Origin of the sequence: Streptomyces sp. VNUA24 (genome assembly GCF_029167005.1) — a bacterium.
Lineage (GTDB): Bacteria > Actinomycetota > Actinomycetes > Streptomycetales > Streptomycetaceae > Streptomyces > Streptomyces scabiei.
Map to the genome: position 1 here is coordinate 6346015 of NZ_CP119143.1, position 13948 is coordinate 6359962.

At 67.3% G+C, this 13948-nt stretch carries 12 protein-coding genes and 1 pseudogene; 1 reads left to right on the forward strand and 12 read right to left on the reverse strand.

Going from position 1 to position 13948, the window contains the following annotated elements:
• Positions 1 to 2 precede the first annotated feature (2 nt).
• Together PYR72_RS27230 and PYR72_RS27235 are read right to left on the reverse strand one after the other, a co-directional pair.
• Entirely contained in the window at positions 3 to 290 is a 288-nt protein-coding gene (locus PYR72_RS27230) for a hypothetical protein (protein WP_275457745.1), read from the reverse strand.
• Positions 287 to 646 (reverse strand): hypothetical protein, encoded by a 360-nt coding sequence (locus PYR72_RS27235; RefSeq protein ID WP_275457746.1) that lies wholly within the window; start codon positions 644 to 646, stop codon positions 287 to 289. The genes PYR72_RS27230 and PYR72_RS27235 overlap by 4 nt, the downstream gene beginning before the upstream one ends.
• A gap of 164 nt (positions 647 to 810) precedes the next feature.
• Between PYR72_RS27235 and PYR72_RS27240 the strand changes: the two genes are divergently transcribed.
• On the forward strand, positions 811 to 1239 hold the full coding sequence (locus PYR72_RS27240; protein WP_275457747.1) for a winged helix-turn-helix domain-containing protein: 429 nt from the start codon (positions 811 to 813) through the stop codon (positions 1237 to 1239).
• A 1682-nt stretch (positions 1240 to 2921) separates the two neighbouring features.
• Here the strand turns inward: PYR72_RS27240 and PYR72_RS27245 are convergent.
• The 10 genes and pseudogenes from PYR72_RS27245 to sulP form a co-directional block, all read right to left on the reverse strand.
• The gene (locus PYR72_RS27245) at positions 2922 to 3281 is read right to left on the reverse strand and encodes an ASCH domain-containing protein (RefSeq protein WP_275457748.1); all 360 of its coding nucleotides are present in this window, start codon (positions 3279 to 3281) and stop codon (positions 2922 to 2924) included.
• Positions 3278 to 4393, reverse strand: a complete 1116-nt coding sequence (locus PYR72_RS27250; RefSeq protein WP_275457749.1) for a hypothetical protein — start codon at positions 4391 to 4393, stop codon at positions 3278 to 3280. Before PYR72_RS27250 ends, PYR72_RS27245 begins: the two co-directional genes overlap by 4 nt.
• A gap of 651 nt (positions 4394 to 5044) precedes the next feature.
• Entirely contained in the window at positions 5045 to 5260 is a 216-nt protein-coding gene (locus PYR72_RS27255; protein ID WP_275457750.1) for a hypothetical protein, read from the reverse strand.
• A 280-nt stretch (positions 5261 to 5540) separates the two neighbouring features.
• A complete protein-coding gene (locus tag PYR72_RS27260) occupies positions 5541 to 6773 on the reverse strand; it encodes a helix-turn-helix transcriptional regulator (RefSeq protein WP_275457751.1) in 1233 nt (410 codons plus the stop codon).
• A 149-nt stretch (positions 6774 to 6922) separates the two neighbouring features.
• Positions 6923 to 7027: pseudogene (locus PYR72_RS27265) on the reverse strand (NUDIX hydrolase); the annotation flags it as partial.
• Between the two features lie 112 nt (positions 7028 to 7139).
• The gene (locus PYR72_RS27270; protein WP_275457752.1) at positions 7140 to 8258 is read right to left on the reverse strand and encodes an aminopeptidase P family protein; all 1119 of its coding nucleotides are present in this window, start codon (positions 8256 to 8258) and stop codon (positions 7140 to 7142) included.
• Between the two features lie 31 nt (positions 8259 to 8289).
• Positions 8290 to 9606, reverse strand: a complete 1317-nt coding sequence (locus tag PYR72_RS27275; protein ID WP_343245540.1) for a dipeptidase — start codon at positions 9604 to 9606, stop codon at positions 8290 to 8292.
• Positions 9607 to 9634: 28 nt separating this feature from the next.
• On the reverse strand, positions 9635 to 10072 hold the full coding sequence (locus tag PYR72_RS27280; RefSeq protein WP_275457754.1) for a hypothetical protein: 438 nt from the start codon (positions 10070 to 10072) through the stop codon (positions 9635 to 9637).
• Positions 10069 to 11559 carry an APC family permease gene (locus PYR72_RS27285; RefSeq protein ID WP_275457755.1) on the reverse strand — a complete coding sequence of 497 codons (1491 nt, stop codon included), beginning with the start codon at positions 11557 to 11559 and terminating at the stop codon, positions 10069 to 10071. Before PYR72_RS27285 ends, PYR72_RS27280 begins: the two co-directional genes overlap by 4 nt.
• A gap of 633 nt (positions 11560 to 12192) precedes the next feature.
• Entirely contained in the window at positions 12193 to 13941 is a 1749-nt protein-coding gene (sulP, locus tag PYR72_RS27290) for a sulfate permease (RefSeq protein WP_275457756.1), read from the reverse strand.
• Positions 13942 to 13948 lie beyond the last annotated feature (7 nt).

Consider the following 13948-nt stretch of genomic DNA (forward strand, 5'->3'; position numbering starts at 1 on the left):
GGTCACTTCGCTTCCTTCTTTCGATTCCGGTTTCGGGTGCGGTCGGTGGGTGTCGGCGCAGCGAGGATCAGGCAGATTTCCGCGCGCTGGACCGCTTCGGAGGGCGGAAAACCGTGGTTCGCCCACATCGCCGCGACGAGACGAACCCTGTCGTCGTGACCGGCGAGCGTCAGGCAGATCTCCGCATGACGAAGAGCCGATGCGGGTGGAAAGCCCGCCCTCTCCCACACCGCCGCGACACTGTGAAGCCGGGTGTCGCGGCCGGTGCGGGAGAAGTCGGTGCCGCTCACGCCGTCTCAGCGGCCGGAGCCGAGCCGCCGACCAGGTCGAGGCGGTCCGCGCGGTACGCGATGCCGTCCGAGAGCGACCCGTTGAAGATCCGGGCCCACGGGGTGGCGAACAGCTCCACCGGCATGACCGGCACACCCGGCTTGAGGCCGTTGGGCAGACCGGTCTCCGGAACGGTGATCTTCATGGCCTCTGCGCGGTCCTCCTCCATGAAGAAGAGGGTGATCGTGAACAGCTTCGCGCCGGTCTCACGGTCGGTCGCGAACTGGGTCTTCTCGGCGTCCGCGTACTTCGGCACGGCCATGTTGCCGACCATGAACGACGCCGACGGGAGCAGACCAACACGGATACGAGCCATGGGGGCACATCCTTTCGATTCGGGCCGGTGGTTCCGGCCGCACCACTACATAACCACAACACGCGCTACACACGTAACACCCGCACAGCCGGTGCCTCGCTACACACGCCACACAAGGGTGAGCGGGTGTATCGCGTGTGGGGTAAGCGCCGTATCCTGCGGGCATGACACTGCCGCTCGAAGACGACTCCCGGCCGCCATACGTCCAGGCCGCCGAAGTCCTCCGCAGAGAAATCAGCACCGGCCGACTGAAGCCCGGCGACAAGCTGCCCTCTGCCCGCGCCCTCCAGGACCGGTACGGCATCGCAAGCAGCACCGTGCAGAACGCGCTACGGCTCCTCAAGAGCGAAGGGCTGATCTACAGCGTCCAAGGCCGGGGCAGTTTCGTTCGCAACAGCGCCACCACCGCGCCGGCCGAAGCAGCCCCCGGCGAGCAGGGCCAAGAGGATCGGCTCGTAACAGCCGACGACGCTCCCGGCCCCAGCGCGGAATCACTCGCCGAGGACATGAAGGCCATGAAGGCCGACATCAAGCGGCTTGAGGACGCGGTGACTCGGCTTCTGGAGATCGTGGAGGCGCAGCCGCGGAAATAGCCGTCGCCAACCGCTGCACCATCGCATCCAACCGGGCAACCGCCGCGCATACGTCGGTCAACTCCGCATCCAGCACGGCTATTTCATGCTCGGTCATTTTCCGCTCCCCGCCTTGCTTCCGTGCCATTTCCTTGCATCCCATCGAGCCGCCCAGAGTCAGCCGAATCCGGGCTTGCCCGCGCAGACCGACCAGCAGTCATCACGCCTGTTGAGTCAGGTCTACCGCTCCGACCGGACACGTTCGAAGGCCCCGGCCTCACGCTCCCGTCCAGCGGGCAAGAACCTTTCCGCGCGGCCCGCATGGCGGGAGGCGTGACCAACCGGCGCCCACTCGGCGAACAGAGCGAACCGAGAGATCCAGGCCCACGGCGAGGCGAAGAGGTCGGATTGCATGCGGCGCGCTCCGCTTGAATCCGAACGGACGCCCCACCGCCCCCGCACTTTGCGGCCAACACCACACATCTCCCTTCCTTCGCCGAGGAACATCAATGGTCCGGAGAATCGCCGGTTTGGCTAACCGGTGATCGTCGGCTATGTTCCGCCCATCACGCCGAGGGGTGCCTATAGGGGTTCGCTTTTCGGGTCGGGTGTGACCCCGAGTAAATGTGACCCTCGCCACTCCCCTGCTCCTCTCGTGCGGCATTTCGTCCCCCTCCTCTCGCGCTCATAGACGCCGCAGATTCCCGTCCCCTCACCTGCTATCAGGTACAGAAATCCGCCCTGGCGTGACAGCCCGAATGTCACGGATTGGTAACGGCGAGCGCGATTTGCCGTGTGTTTTTCCACAGCTCCAACCCTGGACTGATTTACCTGTGGATAAAGTCTGCCGACCGCCGGATCAAATAGGCAGCAATGCGCCCATGTACGTCTATAACGGTTGCGGAGGCGCGGAGCGGATTGGGAAGTCGAGGACATCGCATGGGCGCATGACCGGCCACGGGCCCAGAGCAGCGGAGCTGTTCAGAGTTTCTTTACTGGATCAAGGCGGCCCGCCTACGGCGGGCCGCGCGCGCTGGCGGCCATGGGCCGCCGCCGCTCCTTGTCTCCGCCACCGCTCCGGCGGCCCCCACCCGCTCAGCGCGCAGCCATGCCGAGGCGAACAGTCAGACCAGGAAGCAACGCGACCACTCCGAGAACCAGGACCAGGCCGACCCCGACCAAGCGAGGCCGCGCCATCCGACCAGTCCGCGCTTCTCAGCCGATGGACTTCAAAGCAGCAGGCAGGCCCATGGGCCAGGCCGTTCGTCGGCAACGCCCAGGCCGAGAAGGGGTCGAGGGCCGTGACGAATGGAGGAAGCGTGGCTGAGGCCGGCGGGGGGTTGCTGGAGACACACGTGACGGGTGCTCGTTCGACGCACCCGCCGCCGTGGCTGACTTTCGGTGGTGCAGGTCAGAACTGGGATGCGGACAACCGGACTTCAACAGTGACCCTCTCAAACTGGACAGCGGGGTACCTGGGTTGCAGCCGCACCCGCGTTCGAGCACGCCGAGCGCCCCGGTACCATCGGCACCGGGTTCCTGACCAGGGATTCCAAGACCGGACCACCCCAGATCGCTGTCCAGGCTGAGGGGTGGTCCGGTCTCTTCTTGTGGGCGTCCGCCGCCCGCAGCACGGGCACGAGCGGCGGACGCCAGGAAGCCGCAAGCAGTCCCCTCGGGGGAGCGGGGACAGTGCGGCGGGCTTACCGAGGCGGCAGCTCGATTTCGATGGCGAGCGCGCCGAGCGCTTCCTTCTCCGCCGGGTAGATATCGCGGATGTTGGCGAGCTGCTGCTCTCGGGAGGAGGCCGGGTTGACGTTCGCCGGTCCCTCCCCGTCGAGCAGTTCCTCGAACGTCCTGTACTCCGTGACCCGCTTCACCAGGACGTCACACGTCGCTTCGGTGCCCTTGATGCGGAAGCGGATGACGTCTCCGGCGGCCAGGTCTTCGAGGTGGGGGTACTTCACCCGCACCTCGATGGTCTTCTCACCGGCAGCGACGAGGTCGAAGTAACGGCGGTAGAGGTTCAGTTCGCGGACGCGCGCGGCGGCAGTCTCCGTCATGGGGCGGGAACGCTCCTTGCTGTTGCAGCGGACATGAGCCGGCCGAGTTCACCGGCCGAGTACGAGCGGAAGAAATGGCGTGGGTCGGCGAGTAACACGTCGGTCAGACCGAGCAGGCGATCGACGTACTCTCCCAACGAGCCAGGCCACTCGCGGGTGTCGAGCATCCACGGGGCCGCACCGTCGGGCAAGGGCGCGCGCCCCTCGCGGATGAGGGACTTGGACAGCTTCGCGCCCGTGTCCGTGACGACCTGGGGGCAGAAGAGCCGGGCGGTCATCTGTCCGCGAGTGAGGCCCACAGCCTGAAGGGCGCCGTCGACGAGAAGACAGCCGGGCATCCAGTCGCTGCCCTTGACCATGACGTGCAGCGTGCCTCGCGCTCCAACGACCGCCAGTTCCTTGACGAGGTTGCGGTACAGCGTGGCGAGGTCGAGGTATCCACCCGTCGCGGGTTCGATGACGACCTCGTATTCGCCGTGGTGCAGGCACACAGCCGAGATGGTTGCCCGCTCGAAACCGTCGTCACGGACGTGGGTGCGTTCGGCGTACTTCTCGGCCCATCCGCAGCCAGGGCGCGGGCAGGGAACACGAACGTGTGGCACGCCGGACGACGGAGCCAGGTGCCAGCGTGCGGCGTCCAGGCGGGGCAGCAGGAGCAGCCAGGTACGGCGGAAGTGCTCGCCCGCCTGCTGCTGGCTGTAGGTCTCGACGGAGTACGGCACGTCCAGGCGCTCGGACAACGCGGTGAACAGCGGGCGGTACAGCTTGTCGACCTGGTCAGCGATGCCCGCCTCGCCCAGGGCGTGCGCGTAGGCCCGTTGGTAGCGGTGACCGGTCTCCTTGTCGGTGACGATGGCGTACGGGGCGTTGTCGAGTGCGCCGAACTGGACTTCAGCCGGTACGCCGAACCTGTCCCGGATCCGGGCCGCCGTGGCGAACGTGAGCGCCTGAACCAGGGACGTGCCGACGTGCGGTGCTCCGTTGATCTGCGTTCCCACCACGAACACGATGCGCTCCGGGGCCACCTCGGCGATGTGCGGCCTCAGCAGGTCCTCAGCACTGGTCAGCGCGTTGGCGAGCACGGTGTTCGGCGATACGGGATAGATGGTCACCGCGTCTTCCCCTCGGTAGATGGGCAGGACAGCGCCGCAGAGCGGCGAGTGTGCGTTCAGCGGGTGAGCTGCGATTTGCGTGGTGGACCCGCCCCCGCGCCGGGGGGAACCGGAAAAGACGCGGGGGCGGGAGTCATCGGGTCGGACGACGCCCGCGGGGACGTCGGTGACGGCCCGCCCTCACCGAGGGGTGGGGTAGCCCCCTGGCCAGGGAAGGATGCTGCGGAAGGCGAGGCCGGCGAGTCGGCAACGGGAACACGCGGAGGCAGTACCGAGCGTCGTAATCCGTCACGGTGAACACGAAGACTCGGCCTGCGGCGAGGGCTCGAAGGGCTTGCTCGTAGGCCGGATCGCTGTTCGCCCACGCTCGCAACTCGACATCAGGGCGGGGGACTTCCGGACCCGTGGGAATGAGCGGCGCGCCACGGAGGCTCTGGGCCCCGACGTCAGGGGACAGCAGCCGCGCGAAACGGTGCGCGGACGCTCTCAGCCACCGTGCCGCGAGGCGTGGGGAACGACCGCGATAGGTAGCGAGCAGGACTTCGAGGGAGCCGCTGAGGTCATGAGCAGTGGCCTCACACCGGAATGCGACGGGAGGTCGCACGAAGGCACGTGCAGAGGTCGGTGGGGCGAGCGTCAGCACGTCCCGGCTCACCGCCGACGATCCTGGGCTGATTCCCTCGCCTGAAGCATGCGGCCGAGCTGGTTGTAGTACAGCTCGACTTGCGCAGGGGTGAGGACGAGCATCGACTCGCAGACGCCGCCGTCCTCGTAGTGGACGGTCACCGCCATAGCGGCTTGCTGCGCACGCGGGTCGTACACGGCGTCGCGCTTCACGGGTGTGACGTGCGTGACCGGAACCGGCACGGGGCGGAGGGTGCTTCCGTCGGACCTTGCGCGCCAGTCCACGCCTCCGCCAGGCGGACGGAGTTGGTAAGACGCCGAGCTGTCGCTTGGCAGAGCGACGACGACCCCGATCGTTCCCGCCTTGGCCAGATCGATGGCGAGGTCGCCAAGGCGGGGGTGGAAAGGGCTCCCTGCGGTTAAAACGGTCTGAGACGTGGGGAGTTGCTGCGAGGTTCGTTCGGCCATGCCCAGAAGCTAAGTGTGCGCTCGGGGCCCAATATGAACCGCAGGAATATGACCCTCAGCCGTCGAGGTGAAAGCGGTCTGACATGCGGCGCAGCTTCTCGCGAGTGCTTGCCCGTTCGGCGTACACGATGCTGCGCAGAGTTGAACGCGCCATGGGGTGGTTGCGGACGAGCTGCGGAGCGATCTCCTCAGCCTTTTCCAGCTCCTTCAGAGCCTTGTCGCGGTTCCCGTCCCACAGCCACGCGCGGGCTAGGTCCATGTGGTGATGCCCCTGACGGGAGTTGGGAAGAGACGCGACCAACTCCTTGCTCGTGCGCCGGTTTATCGACAGCGCCTCACGTTGCTCGTGCATCTCCAGGGCGACGCTGATCGCGTGGATCTGCACGTTTCCCGGCGAGAAGGTCAGGCTGTGGCGGTCGTACACCGGAGGGCCGGCGGCTTCCTGCATCCGCTTGGCCGCACTCCGCGCGTGCTTGATCCGGTCCTTCGCTTCGGCCTTGCGGCCACCGCGCGCGGCAGACACAGCAGCGCGCAGTTGCAATGTCCCCCAGGCCCGAACAGCCAACGGGTCACCGCGGTCGTACTCCCGCTGCACACTTCGAATCGCCTTGTCGGACAAGGCAACAGAGTCGTCCCAGTCCGCCGTTGCCCACATGTCCCACACGCGCATCCAGTCGGCGACGGCAGGCATCACCGGGTCGCCAGACAGCCGCGCCGACCATGCGGCCCGTTCGCATGCCATGGCGACCAGTTCCGGGTGTCCAAGGGCGTGCGCGGCGGTGTGTGCGAACTTGCAGCACACCGCGTAGATGGCATACGCCTCTTCCTGCTCGTGGCCCGTGGCGACTTCGGCCAGGGCGCGCGCCTCGCGGAACAGGTCGGGGAGCACCTGCACGATCGCCACGTTCGCGGCAGCGTCACGGAGGCGATGCAGGCGGGTGGTTTCCTGCCACAGCTGACCGGCTGGGCGGGGGGTTCCGTCGAAGACGGGAGCGAGGTCGTAACGGCGTAGCTCACGCATGATCGCGGCGGCAGACACCTGCCACTGATTCTCGGCCGGGGTGGTGCTGCTGTACGGCCGTCCGATCAGGTCGTTCGGGTGCACGTGCAGTTCCGAGGCGAGCAGGTTGAGCAGGCCAACGCGGTCGAGTTCGATGTGCCCGCGTTCCATCTTGGACACCCAGCCCTGTGTCTTGCCCAGCGCGGCAGCGAGGTCGGCTTGCGTCATGCCGAGGCGGAGCCGTGCGCGACGTGCGCGACGGCCGATCTCTTCGGCTTCTTCCAGCATCAGCGCGCCCCCCTAGGGGTGAGGCGCCGACGGTCCAGCAGGCGGCGAGGCATCGTGCTCCATCCATCGGGGCTTCTACCCTTGACGGTACAGAGGTCGCGTGCCGCCTGTGGAGTGCTGTAGGTAGAGAAGTGCTCGGCGACGCTGTGTCAGCGGATCGCTTCGTCCATGAGCAGGTAGAGCAGGCCGACGAGAGAGCCACTGCTCACGACCTCGCGACGGTCGATCATGCCCCGCACCTCCGTGAGGGGAATCCCACGACAGCTGAATCATCGGCCAGCTGACAGGGTGGTGTCATCGGCCAGAGCCGGACGTGGTGGTCGCTCGGGACGAGAGGTCCAGAGGCTGTTCGCCTGCGGGCCGACATCAGGCGACGGCGACCAAGTCGTGCGGCGTGTTGTTGAACCTCCGGCCGGCGGTTTCGGTGACGGTCACGATGTCCTCCAGCCGAACGCCGAAGCGACCGGGGAGGTAGATGCCTGGCTCGATCGAGAAGCACATCCCGGGGACCAGAACCTGTTCCTCACCCTCCACCATGTAGGGCGGCTCGTGCGTGGTCAGGCCGATCCCGTGGCCGGTGCGGTGGATGAAGTACTCTCCGTAGCCGGCTTCGGTGATCACAGCCCGGGCCACCCGGTCGATCTCCTGGCATGCCACCCCGGGCCGCACAGCCTCGAACGCGGCCTGCTGAGCGCGCCGCACGATCCCGTGGACCTCACTCACTTCGTCGGGGATGTCGGTTCCGACGTGGACGGTGCGGGTCGTGTCGGAGCCGTAGCCGTCCTTCAGTCCACCGAAGTCCAGCACCACGGTGTCACCGTTGTGGATCACCCGGTCACCGGCTTCGTGGTGAGGGTTTGCGCCGTTCGGCCCAGAGCCCACCACGGTGAAATCCACTTGGCTGTGGCCGAACTCGGTGAGCAGTCGCGCGAGGTCGGCAGCGACTTCGTTCTCGGTGCGTCCGGCGAAGGTGACGTTCAGGATGGACCGGAATGCCTCATCGGCGGCGGCTCCCGCCGAGGCCAGTCGCTCCAGTTCGTCGGCGTCCTTGACCGCACGCAGCATGGGCAGAGCGCGGGTGAGCGTGCGATAGCCGCTCCTGGGCAGGGTTTCCTGCAGGCCGAGTAGGTGCATGGCCCAAGCTGAGTCCGAAATGCCGTACCGGCCGTCCGGCTCCAGAAGGGGGCTGAGCGTCGCATACGGATCGGTGCCGTCGGTCCAGTCCGTCAGCGTCAGTGCCGTTGCTCCAGGGGCGTGTTGGACGTCGGGGATCTCCAATCGTGGTGCCACCATGGTGGGTTCACGATCGGGAGCGAGAACCAGGGCAGTCAGCCGCTCGGTGATGGCCGTGGGCTGGTAGCCGGTCAGATAGACGAGGTCGGGGCCCGGCGTGATGACCAGCCCCGACAGACCCGCACTGACGGCGGCTTCGGTGGCTCGTGCCATCCGGCGGGTGAAGTCCTCGACGGTGAACGGTTTGGGCATGCTGTCGGTACTCCTTGGTCGAGCCGTCTGGTCAACTCGTATGGCTGTCCGCGTAGTAGCCCAGGAACAGCGCCTCGACCAAGGCCATCCGCTCGATCTCGGTGGGGTCCACGCTCTCGTTGGGGGCGTGGATCAAACAGCGCGGTTCTTCCACGCCCATCAGGATCAGCTCGGCCTGGGGGAATGTCGCGGCGAGCACGTTGCACAGTGGGATCGAGCCGCCCTGGCCGAGGTAGGACATGGGCCTGCCGTATGCCTCCCGCATGGCCCTGTCGAGCGCGACGTAGGCAGGGCCGTCGCTGGAGGCGCGGAAGGGGGAGCCCGTGCCCTCCCGTTCCACGTCGACCCGGGCCCCCCAGGGAGCGGCGGCCTTCAGGTGCTCAGCGAGTGTCTCTGCCGCCCGCTCGACATCCGTCCCAGGCGGTACCCGCAGGCTGACCCGGGCTCGGGCCCGGGCGGGAACGGCTGCTGCCGAACCCACTACGGGTGGGCAGTCGATGCCAAGCACAGTGACCGCCGGCCGAGCCCACAGCCTGTCGGCGATAGTGCCGGACCCCAGAAGCTCGACGCCGCTCAGTACCCCGGCATCCGTGCGGAACTGTTGCTCCTCGTAGTCGACACCCTGCCAGGCTCCGTTGCTGTGCAAGCCGGTGATGTGCGTGCCGCCGTCGGCGTCACGCAGGGAGTCCAGCATCCGGATCAGCGCGGCCAGCGCGTCCGGGGCGGGTCCGCCGAACATGCCCGAGTGCATGTCCCCGGCCAGCGTGGACACAGTGACGACGACGTTGACCAGGCCCCGTAGCACGGTCGTGACGGTGGGAACGCCCACGGCCGCGTTGCCGGTGTCGCAGATCAGCAGCGTATCGGCGCGCAACTCGTCGGCGTGGTGCGGTACGTACGCCTCCAGTCCGCCGGTGCCTTGCTCCTCGGAGCCCTCGACGACGAGCTTCAGGCCCACAGGGATGTCATCGCCGAGCGCCCGCAGCGCGGTGAGGTGCATGACGATGTTGCCCTTGCAGTCGGCGGCGCCGCGCCCGTACCAGCGTCCGTCCCGCTCGGTCAGCTCGAACGGCGGTGTCCGCCAAGCGGATTCGTCGAGCGGAGGCTGCACGTCGTAATGGCTGTAGAGCAGGACGGTCGGTGCGCCGGGGGGCGGCGGCCGATCACCGAGCACCGCATGGCTGCCGTCCGGAGTCTCCGCCAGCCGCACGTTCTGAAGCCCGGCGTCGGCGAACGCGGACGCCACCCACTCGGCCGCGTGCCGACAGTGCTCAGGCGGGAACTGGCGTGGGTCGGCGACGGATGGCAACGCCACCAGTTCGGCCAGCTCGGCCTTGGCTCTGGGCATGAGTCCGGCCACCCGGCCGGCGAGGTCACTAGTCATTGACGAGGTCCGCAGTCTTCAGGTCGTCGATCTTCTCCTGGTAGTCGGCGAGTTTGTCGGGGCAGTAAACCCTGATGACTTCGGCACCGGCCTCCAGAATCCGGGAGTCGGCGATGATCGGACGCATGCCCGGGCCACCCGCGCCGTTGGCCATCTGCACCCGCCACAGTCCCCGCTTCAGAGCGGAGTTGGGGTCTGTGCAGACCGCGCCGCCGTCCGTGCCGAGGGCAAGGGCGATGTTGTCGGTGTCGAATCTGCGGAAGCCCTTTGCGACCAGGGCGTCGGACAGCTCCTGAGCCTTGCGCCGTGCCTCGTTGGTGGCTTTCTGCTGCGTGTATGTGAAGAGGCCGATGACCGCGATAACGACGAGTACCACGCTGGCGCCGATGTAGATCCACTTGTGTTCGGAGGCCATCCGAGTCGGGCTCATGCCGTACCTCCCTCGACCGTCGCGTCGCTGGCATCGGGCTGGCGCCAGCTGGGTTTACGCGCCTTGAGAAACGCGAAGGGGATGACGAGACCCAACAGCAGCAGGCCCCCGCCGACGATTGCGATGTAGGCCCAGACGCTGCCGCCGCCGAACTGGGAGGACGGCACGAAGCCGATCACCATCGCCAGAGCCGAGGCCACGAACCCGACCACGCACATAGTGGTGAGCATCGGAGCACGGTAGCCGCGCGGGTGGTCGGGCTGGGTGCGGCGGAGCCGGATCGCCGCCACGAACATCAGCAGGTACATGATCAGATAGACCTGGGTGGTGATCACCGAGAAGACCCAGTAGACGCTGGACACATCTGGGATCAGCGCGTACATCAGGGCGATGACTGTCGTGATCACCCCCTGGGTGACCAGGATGTTCTGTTGGATGCCGTTTTTGTTCAGCCGCTGGAGGAACGGAGGGAGGTAGCCCTCCTCCCGGGAGATGAGCAACAGGCCCTTGGACGGGCCGGCCAGCCAGGTCAGCATGCCGCCGAGGGAGGCGGCGCACAGGCCGACGGCGACGATCGGCACGAGCCAGCCGATGTGGAAGTACTGGAAGAAGACATCGAAGGCTTGCATGACGCCTGCGGTCAGGCTGATCTGGCTTGCGGGGATCACCCAGCTGATGGCGAGGGCCGGAAGAATGAAGATCAGCAGGACCATGCCCATGGCCAGGAACATCGACTTGGGGAACTCCTTGGCCGGGTTCTTCAGCTTGTTGACATGTACCGCGTTCATCTCCATGCCGGAGTAGCTGAGGAAGTTGTTCACGATCAGGACCAGGCTGGCCACTCCGGTCCACTGGGGGAAGAAGTTCGAGCCGTTCATCGGTGCGGCGGACGGGTTGCCCTGTCCGAGGAAGACAATGCCCAGGATCACGAGCAGCGCACCCGGGATCAGGGTCCCGATGACCAGGCCCAGCGAAGCCAGCCCCGCGACGGCGTTCGTGCCCCGTGAGGACACCCAGACGCCCGTCCAGTAGAGCACGACGATCACGATCGCCGTGTAGACACCGTTGCTGGCCAGGTCCGGGTTGATCACGTAGGCGATGGTGCTGGCCACATAGGCGAGCAGCGTCGGATAGTAGAAGATCGTCATCGCGAACTGGCACCACACAGCGAGGAAGCCCATGGTCTTGGACAAGCCCTGCGAGACCCAGTTGTAGACGCCTCCGTTCCAGCCAGAGGCGAGTTCCGCCGACACCAGCGCGGTCGGCACCAAGAAGACGATCGCAGGCAGCAAGTAGAGGAACACGCAGGCCAACCCGTACACGGCCATCGTCGGAGAGGCACGCAGACTGGCGACGGAGCTGGTCGTCATCATCGCCAGCGTCAGCCACGTCAGCCACTTCGTTCCAGGGACGGCCGCAGCCGCGCTCGCGGCTCGATCGGCTCGTGCCCTGCCCGCGCCCTCGCCCGGTACGTCCATGGCGCTCATCGGTGCCTCCTTCACGGAGTGGTCGGCGCGAGTTGCGCTCAGAGCCACTTTCGTCACTCTCTGTCTGGTCGCGCATGTCGGCGAACGCCGAAGGAGTGAGTCGACCGGCCGCGCAGGGCACGGCTTGGCCTCGGTGCACGACGTGCAGAAGAAGTCGTCCTCACTAGACCTGTCATCCTCAATCCGCGAGGAGGCCGCGAGGAGGCAGAGAACAGCCGGGACTGCATCCCCGCATCCGAGTGGTCCACGTTCTGACAGAGGCAGCCCAGCACCACGAGCGCACCAGATCAGGCGGGGAACAGCGGGGAATCACGGGGAGAGTCGCGCAGTCGGAGGAAGCCGCAGCCCCGTGACATCAGCCTGGGAAGCGATGGCGCTTGAGTGGCCGTATGGCCGCTGACTTGCGTTGATTCGTGGCGCCGACGCCGTTGTGCGGGTCTGGTCGCACCGCTGTTGACCGTGGTTGTCCGTTCTTACGGGCACGGATTGGGCACGGCCTCGGCTCGTGTCGTTCGGTGGCACCACAGGTCGCGTGGGGTAGCTGTCCAGGACACGGGGGCCGGAGCTGTACGGCTGACCTTGCGTGCGCAACCAGCAACCTTTCGAAGCGGACTTCGCCCGGCTGAAGGGCGGTCACTGCTCATCGGTGGTGTCGGGCGTCCACTCCGCTCCGGTGCGCAGGCGGAAGGCGGCGACGGCGGCCTCCACGGTAGGGAAGAAGTGCCGGGGGTCGATGGTACGAGTGAGCCCGTACCGTTCGATCTTGCGCCTCACGGGGTCCTTGAGCTCGGCGAACACCAGATGCACGCCCCGCGCGTTGAGGTTCTCGTCGAGTTCCTCCAGGACGTCGGCGGCGGTCGTGTCCACGTCGGTCATGGGCTCCGCCGCGATCACGATCCAGCTCGGCCGCGGGCCGGCGTCGGCCAGACGCCTGATCTCGTCGCGGAAAGCGTTGGCGTTGGCGAAGAAGAGCGGGGCGTCGAACCGGTAGATCACCAGGCCCGGCAGGTTTCGGGCCTGCGGGTAGGAGCGGATGTCGTGGTAGCCCTCCAGGCCCTGGACCCGCCCCAGCACGGTGTTGTACGGCCACCAGGCGCGCCGGAAGACGTTGAGGACGGACAGGGCCACGGCGATGGCGATCCCGGGCAGTACGCCGAGCAGGGCCACCCCGACGAAGGCCGCGAGGCACAGCAGGAACTCCGCCCGGCGTTGCCGCCACAGCCGTACCGACCCCGGGACGTCGGCCAGGGACAGCGACGCGGTGATGACCACGGCGGCAAGGGCCGGCTGGGGGAGATTGCGGAACAGGCCCGGGGCCAGCACGAGCATGAGGACGATGAGCGCCGCTCCGACGACCCCGGTGAGCTGACTTCTGGCCCCCGCGCGCTCCGCCACCGCCGTACGGGATCCGCTCGTGCTGACCGGGAAGCCCTGGAAGAGACCGGCCGCAAGGTTGGCCACACCGATCCCCGCCATCTCCTGGTTGCCGCGGACCTCCTGCCCCGTGCGGGCCGCGAAGGCCGACGCGTTGGAGATCGTGTCGGCCAGGGACACCAGGGCGATGCCCAGCGCACCGCCGAACAGCGGTGCCAGGTCGGCGAGCCGGATGTCGGGGATCGTGAACGGCGGGAAGCCCTCGGGCAGTTCACCGACCAGGCTGACGCCGTGCTCGCCGAGGTCGAAGACGGCGGCCGCGGCGATCGCCAGGACCACCATCGCGAGCACGGCCGGGATCTTCGGCATCAGGCGTTGCAGGACCAGGATCACGACGATCCCGCCGACGCCCACCGCGGCGGAGGCCGGCACCGCCGCCCCGTCGGCGAGTTTCTGTACGAAGCCGACGCACTCGCCGATCAGGTTGTCCGCCTCGACCTTGAAGCCGAGCAGCTTGGGCAGCTGACCGATCAGAATGGTCAGGGCCAGGCCGTTCATGTAGCCGATCATCGTCGGTTTGGAGATCAGGTCGGCGATGAACCCGAGCTTCGCCACCGAGGCCAGGATCATGATGGCCGCCACCATGAGCGCGAGCACCGACGCCAGCGCGACAGCCCGGTCGGGATCCCCGCCGACCGCCACCAGGGGGAGCACGGTGGCGGCGATCATCGGCCCCAGCGAGGAATCCGGGCCCAGCACCAGGATCCGGGACGGCCCGCACACCGCGTATCCGACCAGGCAGAGAACCGTCGTGTACAGACCGGTGATGGGCGGCAGGCCCGCCAACTCGGCGTACGCCATGCCCTGCGGCACGAGCAGCGTGGTCAGGACGACCCCCGCGACCAGGTCCTTCACCAGCCACTCGCGCCGGTAGGACGACACCGCACGGATCCCGGGAACAGCCTGCAACCGGGAGAGAAGTCCGGGGGTGGTGTGCGGGGTTGTCACAGACGCT

Bases quoted from the DNA above. Each gene is read 5' to 3' on its own strand.
- PYR72_RS27260 (WP_275457751.1), bottom strand. From the start codon at position 6,773: ATGCTGGAAGAAGCCGAAGAGATCGGCCGTCGCGCACGTCGCGCACGG.
- PYR72_RS27285 (WP_275457755.1), bottom strand. From the start codon at position 11,559: ATGAGCGCCATGGACGTACCGGGCGAGGGCGCGGGCAGGGCACGAGCC.
- PYR72_RS27245 (WP_275457748.1), bottom strand. From the start codon at position 3,281: ATGACGGAGACTGCCGCCGCGCGCGTCCGCGAACTGAACCTCTACCGC.
- PYR72_RS27270 (WP_275457752.1), bottom strand. From the start codon at position 8,258: ATGCCCAAACCGTTCACCGTCGAGGACTTCACCCGCCGGATGGCACGA.
- PYR72_RS27240 (WP_275457747.1), top strand. From the start codon at position 811: ATGACACTGCCGCTCGAAGACGACTCCCGGCCGCCATACGTCCAGGCC.
- PYR72_RS27275 (WP_343245540.1), bottom strand. From the start codon at position 9,606: ATGCCCAGAGCCAAGGCCGAGCTGGCCGAACTGGTGGCGTTGCCATCC.
- PYR72_RS27280 (WP_275457754.1), bottom strand. From the start codon at position 10,072: ATGAGCCCGACTCGGATGGCCTCCGAACACAAGTGGATCTACATCGGC.
- PYR72_RS27235 (WP_275457746.1), bottom strand. From the start codon at position 646: ATGGCTCGTATCCGTGTTGGTCTGCTCCCGTCGGCGTCGTTCATGGTC.